At 72.0% G+C, this 22036-nt stretch carries 26 protein-coding genes and 1 riboswitch; of the genes, 16 read left to right on the top strand and 10 right to left on the bottom strand.

Annotated elements, in window-relative coordinates:
- The first annotated feature begins 7 nt into the window (after nucleotides 1-7).
- Together OHA21_RS14095 and OHA21_RS14100 are read left to right on the top strand one after the other, a co-directional pair.
- The gene (locus tag OHA21_RS14095) at nucleotides 8-457 is read left to right on the top strand and encodes a MarR family transcriptional regulator (RefSeq protein WP_328474039.1); all 450 of its coding nucleotides are present in this window, start codon (nucleotides 8-10) and stop codon (nucleotides 455-457) included.
- A complete protein-coding gene (locus OHA21_RS14100; protein WP_328474041.1) occupies nucleotides 450-1271 on the top strand; it encodes an alpha/beta fold hydrolase in 822 nt (273 codons plus the stop codon). The genes OHA21_RS14095 and OHA21_RS14100 overlap by 8 nt, the downstream gene beginning before the upstream one ends.
- Here the strand turns inward: OHA21_RS14100 and OHA21_RS14105 are convergent.
- Nucleotides 1268-1723, bottom strand: a complete 456-nt coding sequence (locus tag OHA21_RS14105; protein WP_328474043.1) for a GNAT family N-acetyltransferase — start codon at nucleotides 1721-1723, stop codon at nucleotides 1268-1270. The genes OHA21_RS14100 and OHA21_RS14105 overlap by 4 nt on opposite strands.
- A 55-nt stretch (nucleotides 1724-1778) precedes the next feature.
- On the opposite strand from OHA21_RS14105, the gene OHA21_RS14110 reads away from it, so the two are divergent.
- From OHA21_RS14110 to OHA21_RS14130, 5 genes are all read left to right on the top strand, one after another.
- Nucleotides 1779-2318, top strand: coding sequence for an HD domain-containing protein (locus OHA21_RS14110; RefSeq protein ID WP_328474045.1), 540 nt, complete (start codon nucleotides 1779-1781; stop codon nucleotides 2316-2318).
- A gap of 12 nt (nucleotides 2319-2330) precedes the next feature.
- On the top strand, nucleotides 2331-3074 hold the full coding sequence (locus OHA21_RS14115; RefSeq protein ID WP_328474047.1) for a metallophosphoesterase family protein: 744 nt from the start codon (nucleotides 2331-2333) through the stop codon (nucleotides 3072-3074).
- A complete protein-coding gene (locus OHA21_RS14120) occupies nucleotides 3071-3784 on the top strand; it encodes a VOC family protein (protein ID WP_328474049.1) in 714 nt (237 codons plus the stop codon). The genes OHA21_RS14115 and OHA21_RS14120 overlap by 4 nt, the downstream gene beginning before the upstream one ends.
- A gap of 85 nt (nucleotides 3785-3869) precedes the next feature.
- On the top strand, nucleotides 3870-4634 hold the full coding sequence (locus tag OHA21_RS14125; RefSeq protein ID WP_328474051.1) for a hypothetical protein: 765 nt from the start codon (nucleotides 3870-3872) through the stop codon (nucleotides 4632-4634).
- A 56-nt stretch (nucleotides 4635-4690) separates the two neighbouring features.
- On the top strand, nucleotides 4691-5173 hold the full coding sequence (locus tag OHA21_RS14130) for a hypothetical protein (RefSeq protein WP_328474053.1): 483 nt from the start codon (nucleotides 4691-4693) through the stop codon (nucleotides 5171-5173).
- Here the strand turns inward: OHA21_RS14130 and OHA21_RS14135 are convergent.
- The 5 genes from OHA21_RS14135 to OHA21_RS14155 all read right to left on the bottom strand — a co-directional run bounded on the left by OHA21_RS14135 (nucleotide 5098) and on the right by OHA21_RS14155 (nucleotide 8583).
- Complete coding sequence (locus tag OHA21_RS14135) at nucleotides 5098-5772, bottom strand: hypothetical protein (RefSeq protein ID WP_328474055.1); 675 nt, start codon at nucleotides 5770-5772, stop codon at nucleotides 5098-5100. The two genes, OHA21_RS14130 and OHA21_RS14135, sit on opposite strands and share 76 nt — an antisense overlap.
- Before the next feature lie 116 nt (nucleotides 5773-5888).
- Nucleotides 5889-6203: a DMT family transporter gene (locus OHA21_RS14140; RefSeq protein ID WP_328474057.1), complete on the bottom strand. Its 315-nt coding sequence runs from the start codon at nucleotides 6201-6203 to the stop codon at nucleotides 5889-5891.
- Between the two features lie 13 nt (nucleotides 6204-6216).
- Nucleotides 6217-6287: riboswitch (guanidine-III (ykkC-III) riboswitch) on the bottom strand.
- Between the two features lie 192 nt (nucleotides 6288-6479).
- Nucleotides 6480-6779, bottom strand: a complete 300-nt coding sequence (locus OHA21_RS14145; protein ID WP_328474059.1) for an NIPSNAP family protein — start codon at nucleotides 6777-6779, stop codon at nucleotides 6480-6482.
- An 8-nt stretch (nucleotides 6780-6787) separates the two neighbouring features.
- Nucleotides 6788-7438 carry a response regulator gene (locus OHA21_RS14150; RefSeq protein WP_442875164.1) on the bottom strand — a complete coding sequence of 217 codons (651 nt, stop codon included), beginning with the start codon at nucleotides 7436-7438 and terminating at the stop codon, nucleotides 6788-6790.
- The gene (locus OHA21_RS14155) at nucleotides 7435-8583 is read right to left on the bottom strand and encodes a sensor histidine kinase (RefSeq protein ID WP_328474063.1); all 1149 of its coding nucleotides are present in this window, start codon (nucleotides 8581-8583) and stop codon (nucleotides 7435-7437) included. Before OHA21_RS14155 ends, OHA21_RS14150 begins: the two co-directional genes overlap by 4 nt.
- Nucleotides 8584-8691: 108 nt before the next feature.
- Between OHA21_RS14155 and OHA21_RS14160 the strand changes: the two genes are divergently transcribed.
- Nucleotides 8692-9093, top strand: coding sequence for a DUF6069 family protein (locus tag OHA21_RS14160; RefSeq protein ID WP_328474065.1), 402 nt, complete (start codon nucleotides 8692-8694; stop codon nucleotides 9091-9093).
- Nucleotides 9094-9223: 130 nt separating this feature from the next.
- A complete protein-coding gene (locus OHA21_RS14165; RefSeq protein WP_328474067.1) occupies nucleotides 9224-9988 on the top strand; it encodes a lysophospholipid acyltransferase family protein in 765 nt (254 codons plus the stop codon).
- Nucleotides 9989-10207: 219 nt separating this feature from the next.
- Here the strand turns inward: OHA21_RS14165 and OHA21_RS14170 are convergent, their stop codons facing one another.
- Nucleotides 10208-11092 (bottom strand): MarR family winged helix-turn-helix transcriptional regulator, encoded by an 885-nt coding sequence (locus OHA21_RS14170; protein ID WP_328474069.1) that lies wholly within the window; start codon nucleotides 11090-11092, stop codon nucleotides 10208-10210.
- A gap of 30 nt (nucleotides 11093-11122) precedes the next feature.
- Here OHA21_RS14170 and OHA21_RS14175 point away from each other — a divergent pair, with 30 nt between their 5' ends.
- The 3 genes from OHA21_RS14175 to OHA21_RS14185 all read left to right on the top strand — a co-directional run bounded on the left by OHA21_RS14175 (nucleotide 11123) and on the right by OHA21_RS14185 (nucleotide 14716).
- Nucleotides 11123-11776 (top strand): aminoglycoside phosphotransferase family protein, encoded by a 654-nt coding sequence (locus OHA21_RS14175; protein WP_328474071.1) that lies wholly within the window; start codon nucleotides 11123-11125, stop codon nucleotides 11774-11776.
- A gap of 49 nt (nucleotides 11777-11825) precedes the next feature.
- Entirely contained in the window at nucleotides 11826-12794 is a 969-nt protein-coding gene (locus OHA21_RS14180; protein WP_328474073.1) for an NAD-dependent epimerase/dehydratase family protein, read from the top strand.
- Nucleotides 12795-13465: 671 nt separating this feature from the next.
- Complete coding sequence (locus tag OHA21_RS14185) at nucleotides 13466-14716, top strand: polyamine ABC transporter substrate-binding protein (RefSeq protein WP_328474075.1); 1251 nt, start codon at nucleotides 13466-13468, stop codon at nucleotides 14714-14716.
- Between the two features lie 48 nt (nucleotides 14717-14764).
- On the opposite strand, the gene OHA21_RS14190 is transcribed toward OHA21_RS14185, so the two are convergent.
- Nucleotides 14765-14959 carry a hypothetical protein gene (locus OHA21_RS14190; protein ID WP_328474076.1) on the bottom strand — a complete coding sequence of 65 codons (195 nt, stop codon included), beginning with the start codon at nucleotides 14957-14959 and terminating at the stop codon, nucleotides 14765-14767.
- A gap of 90 nt (nucleotides 14960-15049) precedes the next feature.
- Between OHA21_RS14190 and OHA21_RS14195 the strand changes: the two genes are divergently transcribed.
- Entirely contained in the window at nucleotides 15050-15646 is a 597-nt protein-coding gene (locus tag OHA21_RS14195) for a CGNR zinc finger domain-containing protein (protein WP_328474077.1), read from the top strand.
- Between the two features lie 247 nt (nucleotides 15647-15893).
- Nucleotides 15894-16922 (top strand): hypothetical protein, encoded by a 1029-nt coding sequence (locus OHA21_RS14200; protein ID WP_328474078.1) that lies wholly within the window; start codon nucleotides 15894-15896, stop codon nucleotides 16920-16922.
- Nucleotides 16923-17574: 652 nt separating this feature from the next.
- On the opposite strand, the gene OHA21_RS14205 is transcribed toward OHA21_RS14200, so the two are convergent.
- Together OHA21_RS14205 and OHA21_RS14210 are read right to left on the bottom strand one after the other, a co-directional pair.
- The gene (locus OHA21_RS14205) at nucleotides 17575-18063 is read right to left on the bottom strand and encodes a hypothetical protein (RefSeq protein WP_328474079.1); all 489 of its coding nucleotides are present in this window, start codon (nucleotides 18061-18063) and stop codon (nucleotides 17575-17577) included.
- Between the two features lie 83 nt (nucleotides 18064-18146).
- A complete protein-coding gene (locus OHA21_RS14210; protein ID WP_328474081.1) occupies nucleotides 18147-19817 on the bottom strand; it encodes an FAD-binding dehydrogenase in 1671 nt (556 codons plus the stop codon).
- Between the two features lie 84 nt (nucleotides 19818-19901).
- On the opposite strand from OHA21_RS14210, the gene OHA21_RS14215 reads away from it, so the two are divergent.
- Together OHA21_RS14215 and OHA21_RS14220 are read left to right on the top strand one after the other, a co-directional pair.
- Nucleotides 19902-20489, top strand: a complete 588-nt coding sequence (locus OHA21_RS14215; RefSeq protein WP_328474083.1) for a DNA alkylation repair protein — start codon at nucleotides 19902-19904, stop codon at nucleotides 20487-20489.
- 72 nt (nucleotides 20490-20561) lie between these two features.
- Nucleotides 20562-22019 (top strand): IucA/IucC family siderophore biosynthesis protein, encoded by a 1458-nt coding sequence (locus tag OHA21_RS14220; protein WP_328474084.1) that lies wholly within the window; start codon nucleotides 20562-20564, stop codon nucleotides 22017-22019.
- Nucleotides 22020-22036: the final 17 nt, after the last annotated feature.

Here is a 22036-nt window from a genome sequence, read left to right on the forward strand (position 1 = left end):
TGGGTGGATGTCAACGCCGGAATCGCCGGATGCGGCCGTGCGGGAGCTGCTGCTGGTGATGCCGCGGCTGATCGGCCGGATCAAGCGGATTCCCCCGCCGGAGCAGCTGCGTGATCTCGACCTGGCGCCACGGCATCTGTCGCTGCTGTCGTTGCTGCTGCTGGACGGGCCGCTCACCGTCAACGACCTGGCGGGGAAGCTGGGGGTCGCCCCTACCACGGTCAGCCTGCTGGTGGGTGATCTGAGCCGTAAGGGGGTCCTGGAGCGGCGCGAGGACGACACGGACCGCCGGCGGCGCATCATCGACATCAGCACGGACAGCCGGCCGGCGATCGAGCAGTGGCTCTCCCCCGGCGCTAAGGCCTGGCAGCACGCGCTGGCGCCCCTGGACGCCGGGCAGCGGCGGACCTTCGTCGATACGCTGCTGCGCTATGAGCAGTTCTTTGCCCGTGACTGAGCCGGGGCTGATCGATTACGGCGGGGACGGCCCGCAGGTGCTGCTCGTACACGGCAGCGGCCACAACGCGGCGGTCTGGTCCGCGGTTGCCGGGTTCCTGGTTCCCGGTCACCGGGTGGTCGCCGTCGACCTGCGCGGGCACGGCCAGAACCGGGCGGATTCGCAGACGCCGGAGCAGTACTGGCGGGATCTGGCCGACGTGGTCGCGGCGCTGGGGTGGCGGCGGCCGCTGCTGGCCGGGCATTCGACCGGCGGTTACGCGGTCACCGCGGTCACGGCCGCGGGCCTGGTCACGCCGTCCGCGCTGTGTGTGGTCGACGGTCTGGTGCTCGACGACCGGGCCACCGCGCGGGAGCAATTGGCCGGGTTCCTGACCGAGGAGTCCGCGGCCGAGTTGGAGCGGATGTTCGGGTACGGGCTGCGGTTCGACGCGGCGGGGATGCGGGCGTGGATCGCGCGGCAGCCGGCGCACCCGCTCAATGCCGGAGCCGATCCGGAGCTGGCCCGGGCGGTGGCCGCGCGCAGTTTCGTCGCCGACGGTGACGGCTTCCTGAGGCGGCCCACCACCGCGGAGATCACGGCGACGATCGCCACCGATACCGGCGCTGCCGTGTTCCCGAGTGTCGACGTCTACGAGCGGATCACCTGTCCGCTCACTGTCGTGCTGCCGAGCCAGGGGTTCTATGCCGCGCGCCGCGGTGACATCCCGGCGAAGGCGCGCCTCGCCGAGGTGGAGGCGGGCCACAACGTGGTCATGACCCATCCCGCTTTCGTCGCGGGCGTGATCCGCGATCTTGCGGGGCAGGTCGGCTAGAGGTTGCGCACGGCCACGGATTCGCCGTCGGCGGTCTCGCCGGTCTCGCGGAAGCCGAGCCGGGCGTAGAACGGGGCGGGGCCACCGGGGCGTGGCTCGTAGGTGACGTACGCCAAGGTGTGGCCGCGGGAGCGGATCTCGGCGCAGACGGCCTCCACCGCGTACGTGCCATAGCCCTTGCCCTGTTCGTCGGCGGCGATGTTGAGCCGCCACAGGCCGGAGCGCAGGTCGTCCGGGTTCTCGTCGGGCCCCCACGCGATGTCGTGGAAGGCCATCACGAACCCGACGGGCCGGTCGCCGTCGTAGATGAGGCGCGGCCAGGCGTGGTCGGGATACACGTACGCCTCGGCGAGGGACTTGACGACCGGGGCGACCAGGTCCTGCTGGTCGGGGCGAACGCTCAGGGCCAGGGCCGCCTCGTAGTTCTTCGGGGTGATCTCGGCCAGCCGCATGCCGGGCACGGTAGCGGGTGGGCGCTACGGCCCGCGAGCGATATTGTGGCCCGCCATGCAGCCTCTTCCGGACGCCGCCCGCGAGCTGCTGGAGACCCTGGCGGCGCCGCCGCGGCTGGTGGCGCATCTGCGGCTGGTGCACGACGTGGCGTGGCAGGTGACCGGCTGGCTGGCCGACGAGCATCCGCGGCTGGGTTTCGACCGGGAGGCGGTGCTGTTCGGGGCGGCCACGCACGACATCGGCAAGGTGCGGCATCCGCGGGAGCTGTCGCAGCCCGGCAGGCAGCATGAGCCGGCCGGGTATGAGCTGCTGCTCGAGCTGGGGGTGCCGGATCGGCTGGCCCGGTTCGCCGGCACGCACGGGTCGTGGACGGCTGACGGTGTCGAGGTGGAGGATCTGCTGGTCAGCCTCGCTGACAAGGTGTGGAAGGGGCAGCGGGTCGCCGAGCTGGAGCAGCTGGTGGTGGATCGGCTGGCGGCGGCATCGGGCTTGGAGGCGTGGGCGGCGTTCCTGTCGCTGGACGACCGGCTGCAGGTGGTGGCGGGTGCGGCGGATGCGCGTCTGGCGTACCAGAACGGGTTTCCGGTCCTCTGACAGGATGGCCGGATGCGCATCGCGGTGATCTCCGACATCCATGGCAATCTGCCTGCTTTGCAGGCAGTGCTTGCGGCTATCAGCGCCGAGGGCGCCGATGTGACGGTCAATCTGGGTGATCTGCTTTCGGGGTACGTGCAGCCGGCGCAAACCGCGGACCGGCTGATCGCGGCGGGGCTGGCCACGGTGCGCGGCAATCACGAACGGCAGCTGCTGAAGTTCGCGCCGGAGAAGATGGGCAGGGCGGACCGGCTCACCAGCGAGGTGCTCACCGCCGGGCACCGGGACTGGCTGGCGTCGCTGCCCGTGACGCTGTCGCCGGCGCCCGGGGTGCTGGCGTTTCACGGCACGCCGACCGACGATCTGCAGTATCTGCTGCACACGGTCGACGCGTCGGGTGCCCGGGAGGCCACCGAGGACGAAGTGGTGCGGCGTCTCGGGGATGTGCCCGGGTACCGGCTGCTGCTGTGCGGGCACACCCATCTGCCAGGGACCATGCGGCTGCCCGGTGGGGTGCTGGTGGTGAATCCGGGCAGTGTCGGCTGGCCGGCGTACGTCGATGACGAGCCGCATCCGCATCGGATGGAGGCGGGTTCGCCGCACGCCCGGTATGCGCTGGTGGACGACGCGTCGGGGCGCTGGGAGGTGTCGTTGCGGTCGGTGGAGTACCCGTGGGAGGACGCGGCGGTGCTGGCCGAGGGTTGCGGGCGGCCTGATGTGGCGTATGCGTTGCGGACCGGGCGGGTGCCGGCATGATCGTGCGCTGGGTGACCGGGTTCCTGGACACGCCGTCACGTGACGCCGAGCCGTTCTGGCTGGCCGTGACCGGGTCCTCCTTGTCGCCGCGGCGCGGTCCGGGCGGCGCGTTCGCCACGCTGCTGCCGGCTGACGGGGACGCCTATCTGCGGGTCCAGGTGGTCGGTGATCCCCCCGCGCGCGCACATCTGGACCTGCACGTGGACGATGCGGCGTCAGCGGCTGCCGAGGTGACCGGCCTGGGCGCGCAGGTGACCTTCTCCGAGCCCGGTCTGGTGGTGCTGCGCTCCCCGGCGGGAATCGCGTTCTGCCTGGTCGACGGGGAGGGTGAGCAGTCGGTTCCGGCGGTCGGCGCCTTCGGCAGCGTCGTCGACCAACTGGCTCTGGACATTCCGGTAGCGCTGTACGAGCGGGAGGTGGCGTTCTGGGCGGCGGTGACCGGCTGGCAGCGGCGGGCCTCGGATCTGCCGGAGTTCTCGTTCCTGCAGCCGGCGGGGCCGATGCCGGTGCGGCTGCTGCTGCAGCGGGTCGGCGGCTCTGCTGCCGGGGTGCACCTGGATTTCGCGTGCGGTGACGTGGATGCCGAGGCGGCGCGGCATGTGGCGCTGGGCGCGCAGGTGGTGCGCCGGGTACCCGGGGACTGGACGACGCTGCGGGATCCGGCCGGGCGCGAGTACTGCGTGACGGGGCGTTCGCCGTTCGGGCGGTGATCGTTTCGGCGCGGCTTGCCGGTTCTTGTCGGTGGGGGCTGGTAGAAAAGGGCTCTCATACAAACGTTCGAAGGTTGTGGTGGGGATGACGGCGGCAGGCGTGGATGCCCGTGGGCTGAGCGCGCAGGAGTTGGAGCAGATCCGGGATCAGGTGGCGGCCGGGCGTAAGCCGCGGGTGCAGTTCACCGAGGCGGCGGGGCAGATCGCCGGGCAGATCGGGCAGGTCGTGCAGTTGACCGACCCGGCCGAGTCCGACGAGTGGGTGGTGGTGAAGTTCGGGCGTGACGAGTTGCCCTTCTCCCCCACCGATCTGCGGATCGCGCCCAAGGGAGCGGCGGCCCGCAAAGCGGTGCCACCTGCGGCTCCGGCGCCGGAGCCGGTGCTGTCCGGACCCGAGTTCCTGATCGACAAGCCGTTGCCGGCGCGGCCCGCTGCGGCGCCCGCCCAGCGCGCGGGTGAGGATGGTGGCGCCAAGCCGGCGGCTGCGGCCAAGCCGGCAGTGGCGGTCAAGGAAGGAAATGATGTGACGGCTGCGCGTAAGGCGGCGCGACCCGCGAAGAGCAAGCCGGGGCCGACGCTCACGGTCACCCTGGCCTATGGGGAGGGTGAGTGGACGGTCGCGGCGCAGCAGGGCGCCAAGGCTCTCGCCCGGCCCTACGTGATCCGTCCCGCGGAGGCGCTGCGGATGGTGCAGCTGGTCGACGTGCCCGGCGTGCAGGAGGCGGTCGAGCAGATCCTGGCGGCGGAGCGGGCCGAGGCGCAGCAGCAGGCGCAGCGGTTGCGCGCCGAGCTGGCCGAGATCGAGGCGCGGCTGGCCGAGTTGGGTGAGGCCGGGCCGGCAGCGCAGTGAGGCCCCGGATGCTGCCGGCTTGACCCTCAGCCTGGTCGAGGGTCCAGGCTGGCGGCATGACGGAGATCGACAACGTGTTGGCGGAGATGGGGCAGGCCGTGGAGCAGGGCCGTGCCGGTGACCGGGTGGGTGCCCGGGTTGCTCTGGAGGCGCTGTGGGCGCGCGTCGGCGACGACGGGGACGCTCTTCACCGGTGCAGCATCGCGCATTTCTGTGCCGACCTGCAGGATGCGGTGGCCGACGAGCTGGCGTGGGATCAGCGGGCCCTGGCGGCGGTGAGCGACCTCAGCGACGAGCGGGCCCAGCGGTTCCACGACTCGCTGCAGGTGCGCGGGTTCCTGCCGTCGCTGCACCTGAACCTGGCGGATGCGTATCGGCGTAACGGCGAGCCCGGCCCGGCCCGCGAGCATGTGGCGCAGGCCGTGCAGCATCTGGATGCCTTGCCCGACGACGAGTACGGGGCTCAGCTGCGGGCGGCTGTCGGCCGGGTCAGTGACGCGCTGGACGCGGGGTCGCTGGCGTTGCTGCAGCCCTCATGACGGCGGGCGGCTGTCCCACCAGGTGAGGACGCGCAGGGTGTTCCATCGGCTCGGCTCGCCGACGTGTTCGATGGTGAGATGGACGCGGCCGGGGTGAGTGAGGTCGAGCAGCCACCGCCCGTCGGGCTGCTGCTTCTGCGGACCAGGTCGGCGGCCAGCTGCGGGTCCGGGGCGGCGCCGGTTCGCCGGAAGTAGTCCAGGGCGCGCAGCACGTCGTAGTGCCAGTAGTAGGGGAAGGCGCGGTCCAGGTAGGCGGGATCGACCAGCTCGCCGGTGCTGAGCCGGCGCATCAGGGCGCGTGACAGCAGGTACGGCTCGCCGCTGTGGCGGGCCTCGGTGAGCGCGGGTGAGCTGTCGGCGGCCTGTTCGGACACGACGCGCTCGTGCAGCGGCGCTACGTCGACACCGAAGTAGGCGCCGGTCTCGATGGTGCGCCCGTTGATGCACGGCTCGACCTCGCCGTCGACGTAGCGCTGGCCCTCGTGTGTTCCCAGCGGCCGTTCTCGGCGACCAGGGCGATGATCCGGCAGGCCTGCGCGGGGGCCGGGTCCAGGCCGAGGATCAGCAGCGTCTGCGGGCTGTGCCTGGTGGCGGTCCACGGCTGACCCGGCGGCTGGTCAGGGTGGTCGAAGTAGCCGGCCGGGAAGCAGGCGCCGCCCTTCCACAGTCCGTCGCTGCCGGCTCGGACGCGTCCGGAAGCGATGGCCGGCGGATCTCAGTGGAAATACTTGAGGCCGACGATTCCGCAGATCACCAGCAGTAGGCAGAGGATGCGGGGCAGGCTGGCCGGTTCGCCGAGGGCGACCATCCCGACGACGGCGGTGCCGACAGCGCCGATGCCCACCCACACGGCGTAGCCGGTGCCGACCGGGACGGTGCGCAGCGCGTAGCCGAGCCCGGCCATGCTGAGCACCAGGGCGACACCGAACACGGCGGTCGGCAGGGGGCGGCTGAAGCCGGCGCTGCGGTCCAGGGCGATCGCCCACACGGTCTCGAGCAGGCCGGAAATGATCAGAGCAAGCCAGGCCATGACAACTCACCTCGCGGCGGTCGTCTTGTCAGGCCGGGTACGACGCGCAACTCGTCCGGGGCCGCCACCGGTTCGGGGCGCCGCTTCCCAGCCTAGCCACTTACTGGGCACCCGGCCCGGCTGGTGGCTGAACTCACCCGCGCCGGCGGCGCAGCGAGCGCGGCCGGCAGAAGCCAGCAGCGAGCCGGCGGGCAGGGCCGTGAGGAGCCAGGCAGCAGCGGCCGAGCGAGCCAGCAAGAGCCGGCGGGGGCTGGCAAGAACCGGCGGGCAGGGCCGTCAGGCGTCGGGCAGCAGCGGCCGCATGAAGGTGCGCTCGTACCGCAGCACGCACCCGGACTCGTCGCGGATCCGGTCGGCGGCGATGAACTCAGGGTCCACGCCGAACCGGGTGCGGTACTGCTCGTACGCGGCAAGGCTGTCGAAGCTGAACAGCGCCTCCGCCTTGTCGCTGGCCCCTTCGGCGGGCAGGAAGTAGCCGTGGTGGAGGCCGCCGTGCGCCGCGACCAGGCGCATCCATTCGCGGGCGAAGCGCTCGAACGCTTCGATGCGGGCCGGGTCGATCGTGTAGTGCACCACGCACGTGATCACAGCAGCCCCGCATCGTGGGCGAGCATCGCCACCTGGGTCCGGTTGTTCAGGTCGAGTTTGGTGAAGATGTGGGTGATGTGCGCCTTCACCGTGGCCACGCTCATCGCCAGCGCGTCGGCGATCTGCGCGTTGGTGTTGCCGCGGGCCAGCGCGAGCGCCACCTCGCGTTCGCGGGGGCTGAGCGCGGCCAGAGCGGAGCGGGCCTGCTCGGAGGTGTCGGCGCCGGACGCGACCTTGAGCATCAGCCGCCGGGTGACCGCTGGTGACAGGATCGGCTCACCGGCGGCGACCGAGCGGATGGCGGCGGCGATCCGGTCCGGTGGGGTGTCCTTGAGCAGGAACCCGCCGGCGCCGGCCCGCAGAGCCCGCACCACGTGCTCGTCGGTGTCGAACGTGGTCAGCATGATCACCTCGGGTGGTCGGGGCCGGGCCCGGGTCCGCCGGGTGGCGGTGATCCCGTTGACGCGCGGCATCCGGATGTCCATCAGCACCACGTCGACGTGATGCTCGTCGAGTGCGGCCGGGACCTCGTCACCGTCGGCGACCGCGGCGACCACGACGATGCCGTCGGCGCCGTCGAGCATCATGGTCAGCCCGGCGCGGACCAGCGGGTCGTCGTCGACGATGACGACCCGCACCTCGCTCAGCTGCGCCACGGCAGTTCCGCGTACAGATGGAACTCTCCGCCTTCGGCACTGTGCCGCAGCTCGCCGCCGGCGAGCGTGACCCGCTCGGCCAGGCCGAGCAGTCCCAGGCCGGCGCCCGGCAGGCCCGGCGCGGCCACCGCGAGGGGGTTGCGCACGTCGACGCGCAGGGTGCCGCCGGCGTTGCCGTCGACGACGATGCGCACCGGGCGCCCGGCGGCATGCTTGCGCGCGTTGGTGAGGGCCTCCTGCACGATGCGGTACGCGGTACGCCCGGTCACCGCCGGCACCGGCGCGGGCAACCCGATCCGGTCGTCGAAGCCGACGCTGAGCCCGGCGTCGCGGGTCTCCCCGACCAGCCGGGGCACGTCGTCGAGCCCGGGTGCGGGCGGGCCGTCGCTCTCGTCGTCCGGGTCCTGGCGCAGCACGGTGATCACCTCGCGGAGTTCGTCGAGGGCCTGGTGCACGCCGGCGCGGATCACCCCGGCCGCCTCGGTGAGTTTCTGCGGCGGCGCGTCCGGCCGGTACTCCAGCGCGCCCGCGTAGACGGCCAGCAGCGACAGCCGGTGCGCGAGCACGTCGTGCATCTCGCGGGCCATCCGGGTGCGTTCGGCCAGGCGGGCCTCGGCGACGCGGCGATGCTGTTCGGCCTCGGCGCGTTCGGCCCGCTCCCGCAGCGAGGTGAGCAGGGCTTCGCGGGCCCGCGCCCAGGTGCCCCAGCCGAGCAGCGCCGCGTACGCGACGACGACCAGCAGCAGCCACCATTGGTACGACAGCCCGCCCGGTGGCCGCCACCAGCCGAGAACCGCGTGCCCGGCGATCCCGGCGGCGCTGACCAGCGCGGCCTGCCGCAGCGGCCGTTGCCGGGCGGTGTTGAGCGCGGCGAACGTGGCCGCCGGGGTGACCACGTGCGACAGCGCGGCCAGGGCGCTGAGCAGCAGACCGCCGGTGACCGGGCGCAGGATCGCCACCGGCACCAGCGCGCAGGCCAGCACGGCCACGGCGATGTCCAGCCCGAGCAGCGCGGACGGCTCCCAGCGCACCGCGCTGTACACGGCCGAGGCGATCAGCACGCCGACCGCCAGGGTCGACCAGATGATCACCGTACGGGTGGCGGCCGGCCGCCGGTCGCACGTCGCTGTCCCCATGCTGATCAGGCTAGTTGCGCCCCGGCGGCCGGGCCACCGACCAAAGTCGTAGCCGCGGCTGCCGGTGGATCGATGTGCGTGACCGGGCCTGGCCCCGACGCTGGTGGCATGACTGAGAACCTGACTCTCGACAAGCAGAGCGCGCCGCGGATCAACCGGTACCGGCTGCGGACCGTCGCGCTGACCGTCGCCGCCACCGAGGCGGCCTACCTGGTGCTGCGCTACGGCGCCGGCATCGACCTGACCGCCGGGGACGTCACCGTCGGCCCGGCCGCGGTCGCGGTGACCGCCGCGGTGGCCGCCCTGGCCGGCTGGGCATTGCTGGCGGTCCTGGAACGCTTCACCAGCCGGGCCGTCCGGATCTGGCGGATCGTGGCAGTAGCCGTGTTCCTGGTGTCCCTGCTCGGCACACTGGGCGGCGTGGACGCCGGGGCGGTGTTCGGCCTGTCCCTGCTGCACGCGGTCGTCGCCGGCGCGCTGATCACCGGCCTGCCGTGCCGCTGCCGCTGACCGCCCCGTGATCGCTGATCCGGGCCGGCCGCCCGGGGGACGCTGATCGCCGCCGGGCGGGCCGTAGCCCTGTGCCGGGATCGGCGGTCGGCGTCGGCGGCGGGCGGGCGCGTGGCATCATGTGCGCCTCATGGAGAACTCTTCCTGGCGGGCCCCGCTGCTGTGGCGGATCCTGCTCGCCGCGTCCCGGGTTGTCGTGTTCCCGCTGTGCCGGCTGCGGGTGACCGGCACCGTGCCCGCCGACCTGGCCGGCGGGCCGGTGATCCTGGCCGCCAACCACGTCAGCCCGTTCGACCCGCTGGTCATGGTCGCCGCCAGCCACAAGGCCGGGCTCACCCCGCGGATCATGGCGACCGGCGGGGTGTTCGACGCGCCCGTGCTGGGCTGGATCATGCGCCGGTGCGGGCACCTCCGGGTGGACCGCAACACCGTGCACGCGGCGAACGCGCTGGAGACCGCGGGTAAGGCGCTGACCGAGAACGCGATGGTGCTGGTCTACCCGGAAGGCCGCATCGGCCTGGACCCGTGGATGTGGCCGGAACGCGGCAAGACCGGGGTGGCCCGGATGGCCGACATCTCCGGCGCCCCGGTGGTGCCGGTCGCGCAGTGGGGCGCGCACGCCGTGCTGCCGTACGAGGCGCCGAAACGGATGGCCCGACCCCTGCTGCGCGCGTTGCTGCGCCGCCCGGTGGTGCAGGTCAACTTCGGCGTCGAGGTGGACCTGTCCGGGGTGTCCGGGTCGGCAGGGGCGCGGGCCATGCAGGCCACCCGTCTGATCATGGAGGGCATCGACGCGGCGCTGACTCCGCTGCGCGCCGGCGAGATGCAGACGCCGCGCTTCGTGGACCGCAGCCGCCCGGCGGACATGTCCCGCGTCCGGCCCCGGCAAGCCTGAACGACCCCGCAGGCCGGAACGGCGCCGATAGCCGGAACGGCGCCGACAGGCACTAACCGTCCCGGCAAGCCTGGACCGGCAAGTCTGAGCGGCACCGGGCTGGTTCATGTCACGGGCTGATCCGGGCGGCCAGCTTGTGCAGGGTCTGCAACTCGTCGGGGGTGAGCGGTTCGGCGAGATGCGCGCGCACCGCGGCGGCATCTGACTCGGGTGTGCCCCTCAGCGCGACCGCGGCGGCCGATTCAGGCGTTTCTCGAAGGCCAGCTGGTTGTAGACCGACCCGCTGTAGTCGTCGATCGGCGTGTAGCCGGCCGCCCGGTACAGCCCGATCGCCTCGGTCAGCGCCGAGTGGGTGCCCAGCCGGACCGTGCCGATCCCGTGCGCGGCGGCGTCGGCCTCCAGGGCGGACAGCAGCCGCCGGCCCAGCCCGAGACCCCGCGCCGGCTCGGCGATCCACAGGTGGCGGATCTCGGCGGCGCCGGCGGCGAGGTGCACCCACAGGCCGCAGCCGGCGGCCCGGCCGTCCTCGCGGGCCAGCAGCACCGTCCCGTCGACCCGGTCGGGCGGGGTCAGGGTGGCCGGGTCGTAGCCCTCCGGGAAGCGGTTCGCGAGCTCCGCCGCGTACCGCTGCAGGCAGTCCTGGACCGTCGCATCGCCGGCGGCGGCCTGCTCGATCGTGACGGCGGCGCTGCGCAGCAGCCGCCGGATCCGGCCCTGCGCGTCGAGCAGCTGCGCACGCTGGCCGTCGGTGAGCGCCCCCAGCAGCTCAGCGATCCCGGCACGCGAGCGGCGCTCCAGCTCGGCACGCTCCGCTTGGCCGGCATCGGTGAGCTCGGCGATGCGCACCCGCCCGTCACCGGGATGCGCACGGACCGTGACCAGCCGCTGATCGGCGAGGGCGCGCAGCAGCCGGCTCAGATAGCCCGAGTCCAGCCCGAGGCGCTCCCGCAGCTCCCGCACGTCGCAGCCGGCGCCGATCTCGAACAGCAGCCGGGCCTGCCCGAGCGGCCGGTCCTGCCCCAGGTACCGGTCGGTGAGGATGCCGAGGCGCTGGGTGTAGTAGCGGTTGAAGTCGCGAACCCGTTCGATCTCGTCGACGGCCATGACGACGATGCTAGGCCTATTCTCTGACCTGTGTCAGAGAATTCGGAGCGGCTCGCGCACGGGTACAGCCATGACACCCGCGGCGACGGCGCCACCGTCGTCAAACGCTTCCAGGGCCCGGACGCCGACGGGCGCCGGGCCACCGAACGCGCCGCCCTGACCGCGCTCGCCGGGCTGCTGCCGGTGCCGGCGCTGCTGGCCGCACCCGACGGCGCCCTGATCATGGCGCACCTGCCGGGCACGCACGGCCAGGACCTGATCGCCGCCGGCCACGCGGAGACCGTGCTGCGCCGCTGCGGCGAGCTGCTGCGCGAGTTGCAGGCCGTCGACGTGCGCGCCGTGTTCCCGCAGGCCGCGGCGGGCACGGTGCTGGTGCACGGCGACTACGGGCCGAACAACATGCTGTTCGACCCGGCCGCGATTCTGGACTGGGAGTGGGCGCACCCCGGCGAGCCGGTCGAGGACCTCGCCTGGTGCGAGTGGATCGTCCGCTACCACCACCCGGACGCGGCGCAAGCGTTGGACGCGCTGTTCGACGGCTACGGCGACCGGCCGGCCTGGACCGCCCGGCACGCCGCCATGCTGCGCACATGCCACGCCATCGCCGGCGTGTTCGCCGCCGACGCGGCCACCGTAGAGCATTGGCAGCGCCGCATCGCGGTCACCGCGGCGTGGCTCTGCTGACGGCAGAGCATCCTTGGTAGCCGGCAGCGGCGCGGGCAGGCTGGGCGGCATGCGCACTCTGATTCTCGGCGGCAGCGGCTTCGTCGGCCGGGCCGTGGCAGCCGAGGCCATCACCCGCGGCCACACCGTCACCGTGTTCAACCGCGGCCGCCGCGACCCGGTGCCCGGCGCCCGCGTCCTGCTCGGCGACCGGCTCACCCCGGGCGGGCTGGCCGCTCTCGACACCGCCGAGACCTGGGACGCCGTCGTCGACACCTGGTCGGCGGACGCCGTACCGGTCGCCGACGCCGCGCAGCTGCTGTCCGGCCGGGCCGGGCATTTCACCTACCTCTCCAGCCGCTCGGTGTACCGCTACGGCGGCGCCGCCCCGCTCGCCGAGGACTCGCCGCTCGCTGACCTCGACGATCCCGGCTACGCGGGCGACAAACTGCGCGGTGAACACGCCGCCGCCGCTTTCACCGGCCCGCTGCTGCTGGCCCGCGCCGGCCTGATCCTCGGCCCGCACGAGGACGTCGGCCGCCTGCCCTGGTGGCTCAACCGCCTGCACCGCGGCGGCCCGACACTCGCTCCGGGCCCGCGCGAGCTGCCCCTGCAGTACATCGACGCCCGCGACCTGGCCACCTTCGTCCTGGACGCCGCCGCCGCCGGGCACTCCGGCGCGTTCAACGTGGTCAGCGAACCCGGCCACACCACCATGGGCGAACTGCTCGACACCGCCAACGAGATCACCGGCGGCCACGCCGAGCTGCGCTGGACCGACCCGCAGCCGATCCTGGACGCCGGCATCGAACCGTGGACCCAGCTGCCGATCTGGCTGCCGCCGGGCAGCGTCGACCACGAATTCATGCACCGCGGCGACGTCAGCAAGGCTCTGGCCGCGGGCCTGCACTGCCGCCCGGTCCGCGACACCATCGCCGACACCTGGGCCTGGCTGACGGCCTTGCCCGGCGAGGCACCGCGGCGCGCTGACCGTGCAGCCGCCGGCTTGGATCCGGCTTTGGAGAGCACACTGCTGTGAGGGGTACGGGCGTCGCCCGTCCCGCCGAATCTGCCGCCGTCCCCGGCGCGCCGCGCGGCCATCCACGGGGTTGCGGCCGTTGGCGCGGCCGCCGGGCTTATCCACGGGTCGGTCCCAACCCCGAATGCGGCCGCCGGGCCGATCCTGGAGTGGGCCCCGGCGCAGCGCGGCCCTCGGGGTGGGCCACGGCTACCTGCGCGCGGCACACCAGCAGGCGGCCGGGCGGGCGGGCCCGTGGTGGGCAGCACGGTCGAGGCGAGACCGGGTGCAGCCCGGCGTCCTCGTCAGTCGGGTTCAGGTGATCCAAGCTGTCGCCGAGGATCAGCCGGTGCAACCCCGGCGAGCTGGACCGGCCGGCCTGCGGGTGGGGGTCATCAGCCGACTGCCGCAGCGGGCGCCCGTGTCCCGGACCCGGGCCGCGCCGGCGGGGAAGCTGCTCACCGAGCGGACCCTGCCGCTATGACGAGCGCCACCCAAGATCGACTTGTTGGCTGTGGCGGATCGCCGAAGGTTCCAGCCGGGCACGCGGCCCGGCCAGATGATCTTGGAGGTTCGCCCGGAGCTGCGGCCCGATCGGGGATTCACCAGCGTGGCGCCCGCCCTACGGTTGATCATGCTGGGGGTGGGATGTGCCTTCAGCCCGGCGCCAACCCGTACCTGATCGGAGTCCGATGTTCCACCGCAACGCCACCGACCCCACCCTCCGGCGCGGCCTGACGCAGCGGCGGCTCGGCCGCCGCGACATGCTGCGCCTCGGTGGACTGGCCGCGCTGGGCCCCGCCCTGGCCGCGTGCGGCGTGCAGGGCAAGGGCACCCCGGCGGCGAGCGTGGACACCAGCACGATCGCCACGTTCTGGGAGGGCAAGGCCAGCACCGGCAAGGTCGACTTCGCGAACTGGCCGCTGTACATGGATCCCGCGATGCCGGAACTGAAGAAGTTCACCGAGAAGACCGGCATCAAGGTGAACTACCAGGAGGTCATCCAGGAGATGGGCCCCTGGTTCGCCAAGGTGCAGCCGCAGCTGTCGGCGAAGCAGTCGATCGGCTTCGACCTCATGGTGATCACCAACGGGATCCAGTTCGGCCAGTTCCGGGCGGCCGGGTTCCTCGCCCCGCTGGACCACACCCGGCTGCCGAACTACGCCAAGAACGCGGCGCCCAAGTACGCGCAGGAGAGCTTCGACCGGGGCAACGTGTTCAGCGTGCCGTGGGCGTCCGGGATCACCGGCATCGCCTACGACGAGTCCAAGACCGGCCGGCCGATCACCAAGCTGGCCGACCTGTGGGACCCGGCGTTCCAGGGCCGCGTCGGCATGATGTCCGACGTCACCGAGCTCGCCAACTTCGGTCTGCTGGCCGCCGGGCTCACGCCGGGTGACTCCACCGAGGTCGAGTGGAAGAAGGCCGCCGCCAAGCTGCAGCAGCAGAAGGACGCCGGCATCGTGCGCAACTACTACGAGCAGGACTACGTCGACGCGCTCGGCAAGGGCGAAGTGTGGATCACCCAGGCCTGGTCGGGTGACATCTTCCAGAAGAACCTGTCCGACGGCACGAACCTCAAGTTCGTGATCCCCGAGGAGGGCGGCACGATCTGGACCGACAACTTCGCCATCCCGGTGACCGCGGCGAACCCGGTCGACGCGATCGCGCTGATCGACTTCTTCTACGAGGTGGAGAACGCGGCGTCGCTGGCCGAGTACATCAACTACGTGTGCCCGGTGCCGGCCGCGCAGGCCCAGATCCGCAAGGACGCGGCCGCGCTGTCCGGTGACGACCGAGCTGAGCTCGAGCAGATCGCGGCCAGCTCGCTGATCTTCCCGAGCGAGGCGGATTACGCCAAGCTGCACTACTACGTCGGGTTCGACACCGCCGAGGAGCAGCAGGACTTCTCGAAGATCTTCGACCCGATCGTGCTGGGCTGAGCTCTGTCCACCGGCGCCGTCCATGCCTGGGCGGCGCCGGTGGCGTTCTCATACCGGTGCCGGCCGCGCGGGCCGCTGCTGCTGGTCGTGGTCGAGCCGGGTGGCGGTGCGCCGCAACAGCCCGGCCGCACCGAGGCGCAGCCGTCCGGGCGGCGCCTCGGGCACCACCGGCGCGTCCGGCAGGGCGGAGTGGCTGATCCGGGTGGCGGCCGGGCGGACCAGCGGCAGGATGAGCTCGATCATGATTGATCACTCCCTATGCTTCCGGTTAAAGTCATTACACCGGTAGCTCCCCGCTGCCGCAACCCCCTAAACGCAGTTTGGTGGAAGCAAATGGGTTTTCCTCCGCTCTACGGCGGTCTGACCTGCCTGGACTTCGCGAACACCGTCGACGGGCGGCCGACGCCACAGCCCGAGGATCACCTGCACGACTACCGCGACCTGGTGCGCTGGGCCGCGTACGCCGGCCTGCTCGACACCGCCGCCGCCCACTGGCTCACCGGCCTCGCCGAGGCCCGCCCCGCCGACGCCGCCGCCTCCTACACCGCCGCGCTGCGGCTGCGCGAGGCGATCTTCCGCGCCTGCTCCGGCGACGCGCCGCCGCAGCCCGGGGACCTCGCGCTCATCCAGCAGGCGTACGCCGCGGCGATGTCCCACGCCACCCTGACCCCCGACGGCCCCGGCTTCTCCTGGGCGCTCGACACCGACCACCTGGACCGCGCCTGGTGGCCCGCCGCCGTCTCCGCGGTCGACCTGCTCACCACCGGCCCACTCCCCCGGGTCAAAGTGTGCGCCTCCACCGGCGGCTGTGACGGACTGTTCGTGGACACCAGCAAGAACGGCAGCCGCCGCTGGTGCCGCATGCAGGACTGCGGCACCGAAGCCAAGATCGGCCGGCAGACCGCCCGGCGCCGCGCCGCCCGCAGCTGAAGCCGGCAGCCTCGTGCCGGGTCACGACCGCGCCGCCGGAGAAGGTCCGCGTCTGCACCAGGTTCAGGTTCACCCAGCACTCGCTGACGCCGGCCGCCTGCGCGACGGGCCAGCTGGCAGATCCGGGCGCGGTTCGCCGAGGGGGAAGAACCCGCCATCGGATGAGTCACGCCGATCTTGTTATCGTCTGGCCTGCCCGGCCCGCTGGCCGGTCAGCGCGATCGGTGCGGTGAGGGAAGGATGCTCCGTGAGGCTGGCGACTAGGGCCGAGTTCCGGCTGCCGGACCAGGCGGACGGTCCGGTACACGCGGGGTCGTGTCTGGTATCCGGTGCCGGGGTGTTCTACGCGGTCGTGTGGTGGGACGGCGGCGCTCGGTACGCGCTGGTGTCCATCGCCGCTCAGGTGGTTCAGACGGTGCTGCTCGACGAGTTGGGTGAACCGTTCGACGCGGCCTATGACGCGCCGGCGCCGGTGCTGCTCGAAAACGGCGCTCTGGGCGTGATAGCCGACGCCAGCACACTGTGGGTGTACGGAACCGATCTTCGGGTGCGGCGTGAGATCGCGATCGTCGGCGGCGAGGTTTTGGATCGTTTCGCCAAACACGGGCAGCGACCACGGGTGACCGCCCACGCGAGCCGAGGCACGTTTGCGGCGCAACACGTGGTCGTGCTCGATGAACCGATCACCGTCGGCAACCCGCGATATCTCGCATTCCTGCGCATCGGCGAGACGGCTGCGTCCTGGACACGGATCAGGACTCTCGGCCCGGACGAGTTCCCGGTCGACCGATTCGGCGACGACGAGCTGAACGAGAGCCCCGACACGCCGTCGATCGACGGCTGCATCGTCGGTGATGCGGTCGGCGACGGCGACAGCCTGCTGGTCTGCGTGGAAGGCTCGGACGCTTCGAGCGTGCGTAGGTACGGGGCCGACTTCTTCACCATCACCCGGGTCACGACGGACGGAACGGTGACCGCACCGCTCTACCAGCAGTCGGGATGGAGACGTCAGCCGGGCAAGCACGGCATCACCGGCAAGGTCACCTCCTCGGGTCGCTACGTGCTGCTCACACCCGTGTTCACGGCCGGCGAGTGGAAGGGCAAACAACGCCTCTTCGATCTTGAGACAGGTGACGTCATCGAACCCGTCCTGCCCCGCGGTGCAGCCAAGATGCGGATCGTCGACCATGGCGGAGCAACCTTCTGGCTCAGCGACGGCGCCCACCGGATCCTGTGCGCCGAGGCCGAGGACCCGCGACGCCACTGCGACCTCTGAATCGCCGGTCATGGGACTGCCCGGGTCGATACCCGGCCCGGGCGGCGCAGATACTGACGGCATCGCCGACGTCGCCCGGCGCGGCGGTGATTTTGAGCCGTTATCTGCGGTTAGCAGGTTCGGCAGGATCCCCATGGTCCGGTGTGGCCGGCGGCCTGCGTGATCGCGATGGCGGATTCACGGAATCCCGTGCGTGCTGCCGGGGTGAGCGGCGTCAGGAAGCCGGCGAGTTCGCGGGTGATGTCCTGGTGGAACGCCGTGTCCGAACGGCGGCCGGCGAAATCGCCGACCCGCGCCGCCAGACGCAGCTGTTCGGGCCGGCACCGCGGCCGAGGCCGCCATGAAAGTCGACGGCATCCCCTACGAGATCGACGCCGTCGCGGCCGGCTGGCTGCTCGCCCTCACCCCGTGTCAGCGCGCAGGCTGACCCGCTCCCACCCTTCGCGGCAACTACGACATCCCCGCAGCGTGCGGCAGCAGAGATGGACCCTGCGGGCCAGCAGGCTCGAGTGGAACCGCTATGCCGCGGCGACCGAATGATCAGTTCTCCAGGATCTTCCGCAGATCGGTCAGCGCGGCCTCGTCCCGCAATGACGGGCTCGCCTCCAGCGCCAGCCGGACACCCTCCCCGAGCTGCTGCTGTGTGAGCGGCTCAGAACCTCGCAAATGCGCGGTCAGGGCCTCGACGATCCCGGTCGCGGGCCTCGATGCGGCTTCCGCCGATCTGGAAGAAGCTCAGCGCCTCGGAAACCTCCCGTGCCATGTCCCCCGGCGTCAATGCAACCCGCGGCTGACGCCGATTCCTCCACCACTGCACCGTCTTTCGTACCGCGGGAGCAGCGTTCACTGCCAGCGCGGCGACTCCCAGTACCACCAGTTCCACGAGATCCGTGTCGTCGTCGCGTTCGGCGCGTTTCTGCGGGGACGACGTGTCCGCGTGCTCATAGGTGTGGGTGTGAAAGACGTATGAGACCGACGGCTCGTCGTCCTCCTCGTCCTCGTCGATCGGGTCGAGGGTGACATGCCCCAGCTTGTTGGTGCCGTCCTCACGGGTCAGCGGGCTGAAACTGCCCGGCCGCTTGTGCGATTTCGACAGTTCCGCGTCGTCCTCGTACGTGACCCACATCTTCTTGCGCGGCATGGCACCTTCCCCGTCCGAACCACGGGCGCGGCCGATTGTGCTACGCCGCCGCCCGGCCTCACCTCATCACTGATCGGTGCGTGTCACAGGGTGCGGGCGGCGTGCCGGCCGGCGGCGCGGCCGGAGAACAGGCAGCCGCCGAGGAAGGTGCCCTCCAGGGCGTTGTAGCCGTGCACGCCACCGCCGCCGAAGCCGGCTACCTCGCCGGCCGCGTACAGGCCGGGGATCGGCTCGCCGGCCAGGTTCAGCGCCCGCGAGTCGAGGTCGGTCTGGATGCCGCCGAGGGTTTTGCGGGTGAGCACGTGCAGCTTCACCCCGATCAGCGGGCCGGCCGCCTTGTCGAGGATGCGGTGCGGCACCGACGTACGCCCGATCTTGTCCCCGATGTAGCGCCGCGAGTTGTGGATGCCCTGGATCTGCGCGTCCTTGGTGACCTTGTTGGCGATCTGCCGGTCGCGCGCCTCGACCTGGGCCCGGACGGTGGCCGCGTCCAGCAGCGGCGTGTCGGTCAGCTTGTTCATCGCCACGACCAGGTCTTCCAGGGTGTCGGCGACGACGAAGTCCGCGCCGTGCTGCTTGAACGCCTCGACCGGGGCCGGCGCGCCCTTGCCGAACAGCCGCTCCTTGATGAACGCCCGCTTGTCCTTGGCGGTCAGGTCCGGGTTCTGCTCGGAGCCGGACAGCGCGAACTCCTTCTCGATCATGCGCTGGGTGAGCAGGAACCAGGAGTGGTCGTAGCCGGCGATCTCCGGGGTGGTGCGCAGGTACTGCAGCGTGCCGAGGGTGTCGTAGCTGGGGAAGTACGGCGCCGGCAGCCGGCGGCCCAGCGCGTCGAACCACATCGGCGACGGCGCGGACAGGATCCGGATGCCGTGGCCGGGCCACACCGGGTTCCAGTTGTGCACGCCTTCCACGTAGTGCCACATCCGGTCCCGGTTGACCAGCCGCACCCCGGCGTTCTCGGCGATGCCGAGCATCCGGCCGTCCACGTACGCGGGCACCCCGGTCACCATGTTCTGCGGGGCGGTGCCGAGCCGCTGCGGCCAGAACTCGCGGACCAGGTCGTGGTTGGCGCCGATCCCGCCGGTCGTGACGACGACGGCCTGGGCGCGCAGCTCGAACTCGCCGGACGGGGTCCGGTTCGACGGCACGCCGCGGGCCGCGTCGTCGGGGGCGAGCAGGGTTCCGCGTACGCCGACCACCGCACCCGCTTCGACGATCAGCTCGTCGACCCGGTGCCGGTGGTGGAAGGTCAGCAGCTTCGCAGCGCGGGCGGCCAGGGCCGAGTTCGCGAACGGCTCGACCACCCCGGTGCCGGTCCCCCAGGTGATGTGGAAGCGCGGCACCGAGTTGCCGTGCCCGCCGGCGCGCAGGTCACCGCGTTCGGCCCAGCCGGCGAACGTCACCCAGCTCATCCCCAGCGACGACAGCCAGGCCCGCTTCTCCCCGGCGGCGAACTCCACGTACGCCCGCGCCCACTTGACCGCGTGCGAGTCCTCGTCGGCGACCCGGTCGAAGCCGGCGCTGTTCTGCCAGTCCGACCAGGCCAGTTCGACGCTGTCGGTGATGCGGGCGCGCCGCTGCTCCGGGCTGTTGACGAAGAACAGCCCGCCGAACGACCACCACGCCTGCCCGCCCAGGTTGTTGGCGTTCTCCTGGTCGAGCAGCGCCACCTTCTTGCCGGCGGCGGTGAGCTCGTGCGCGGCGGCCAGTCCGGCCAGCCCGGCACCCACGACGATGACGTCCGCGTCCACGGCTCACACACCCCTCTTGCAGCTCAATGAGATACGAGAATTTATCGGATTAGCCGCCCGGGGGAAACGGCTAACATGCTGGCGATGGAGCTGACCGCGGCCGCCTTCCTCGACGCCCTGCACGCCGAAGCCGACGAAACCGAACGCGCCAAGAAGCAGCGCTACCTGCACACCGGCCCCGAGACCCTGGTCATCGGGGTGCGCATGAAGACCCTGTTCGCCACCGCGAAGGCCTCCCAGCGCATGCCCCTGGACCAGGTCGAACAGCTCCTGCAGAACCCGTACTACGAGGCCCGGATGGGCGCGGTCAGCATCCTGGACTTCAAGGCCCGCCCGGTGAACACCAGCGACGAGCAACGCCACGCGCTGTACCGGGTGTACATGGACAACCACGACCGCATCGACAACTGGGACCTGGTCGACCGGGCCGCACCCCGCGTCGTCGGCTGGTACCTGCTCGACAAGTCCCGCGAGCCGCTCTACGAGCTGGCCGCGTCGGCGGATCAGTGGCGCCGGCGCACCGCCATCACCGCCACGTTCTTCCTGATCTGGAACCACCAGTACGACGATGCCCGCAAACTCGCCGACCTGCTGGCCAAGGACCCGGCCCCGCTGGTCCGCAAATCGGTGGGCATCGCCCGCCGGGAACTCGCCAAGTACGACACGCCGTAACGCCGCTGTGGTCTCGCTCGCCCCGTAACGCCCCGCACAGACACTGCGCACCCCCACCCTGACAATGAAGGCGTGCCCGATCCCGCTGCGACCCGCGCCGAGCTGGTCGTGCTGCGCCCCGACCTGGTCTCCCGTTACGACGCCGCCCTGCCCGGCGCCCAGTCAGCGGTCCTGACCCGGCTCTACGGAGCACTCGAACGCGAACCCCTGCCCGGAATAGCGGACAAATCCCGAAAAGCTGGACGGACGTCGGTGGCGTTCGGCAACGGAGAAACGGTCGACTTCCCCACGACCGCCGGGGAGCCCTTCGCGCACGAAACCGAAACCGGGGACCCGATCGCGTTGACTGCGCGGCTGTGGCCGGCAAGCAAGCTCGTCGACGAGATCGCCGAGAGCGTCGCCAACCTGGCCCTGGCCCGCGCCGCCGCCACCCCACCGGACCTGCCGGCGCCCGGCGACCCCGACAGCCTCGGCAAGATCGAACAGATGCTCGTCGACGGGCACCCGCTGCACCCCTGCTGCCGCACCCGCACCGGCATGAGCGTCGCCGACGTGCTCGCCTACGCCCCCGAACACCGCCCGGTCATCCGGCTGCGCCGGCTACGGGTCCCCGCCGAGAAGTGGCACGGCACCGCCCAGCCCGTCCTGTACGCCCACCCGTGGCAGGCGCCCCGCCTGCAAGCCCGCTACCCGTGGCTCACCAGCGCCGGCGTCACCCGCCCGGTACGCCCCCTGATGTCACTGCGCACCGTCGCCCCCGTCAGCGGCGGCCCGCACATCAAAACCGCCGTCGACATCCAGATGACCTCCGCCGTGCGCACCGTCTCCCCCGCCGCCGTCCACAACGGCCCCCGCCTCTCCGCCCTGCTCACCCGGCTGACCGCCGACCTGCCGCTGGATGTGCTCACCGAAACCGCGGCCGGGGCGGTGATCACCGAGCACGGACCCGACCGGCGCCTGGCGTTCCTCACCCGGCAGGCACCCCGCCTCGGCCCCGGCGAGACCGCCATCCCCCTCGGCGTGCTCGCCACCGCCCCGGTGCTGCAGAAAACGGTCGATGACCCGTACACCTTCATGGGTCTGCTCGGCTCTGTGCTGTTCGCGCCGCTGGCGCGCGTGCTCGACCGCGGCGTCGCGCTGGAGGCGCACGGCCAGAACACCCTGATCGTGCTGGCCGAAGGCCGGCCGGTCCGGTCCCTCTACCGCGACCTCGGCGGCGTACGCGTCGACGCCACCCGCCACCGCGACCTCGGCCTGATCGGCGACCTGCCCACCGACGACCCCGCCGAGCTGCGCACCAAACTCGCCGCCGCCGCCCTCGGCGCCACCGCCCTGCAACTGATCACCGCGCTCGCCCGGCACCGCGGCGCCGAACCCGGCAAGCTGTGGCGCATCCTCGCCGAAGCCCTGCACGACACCGGGCCCCTGCTCACCGACCCCCTGCCGATCAAAGCCACCACCGCCATGCGGCTCGCCACCGACCCGCTCGCCGACCAGTGGACCCACCTGCCCAACCCGATGGCGGCATGAGCCACCCGCGGAAGGAC

The organism is Actinoplanes sp. NBC_00393 (genome assembly GCF_036053395.1).
GTDB lineage: Bacteria > Actinomycetota > Actinomycetes > Mycobacteriales > Micromonosporaceae > Actinoplanes.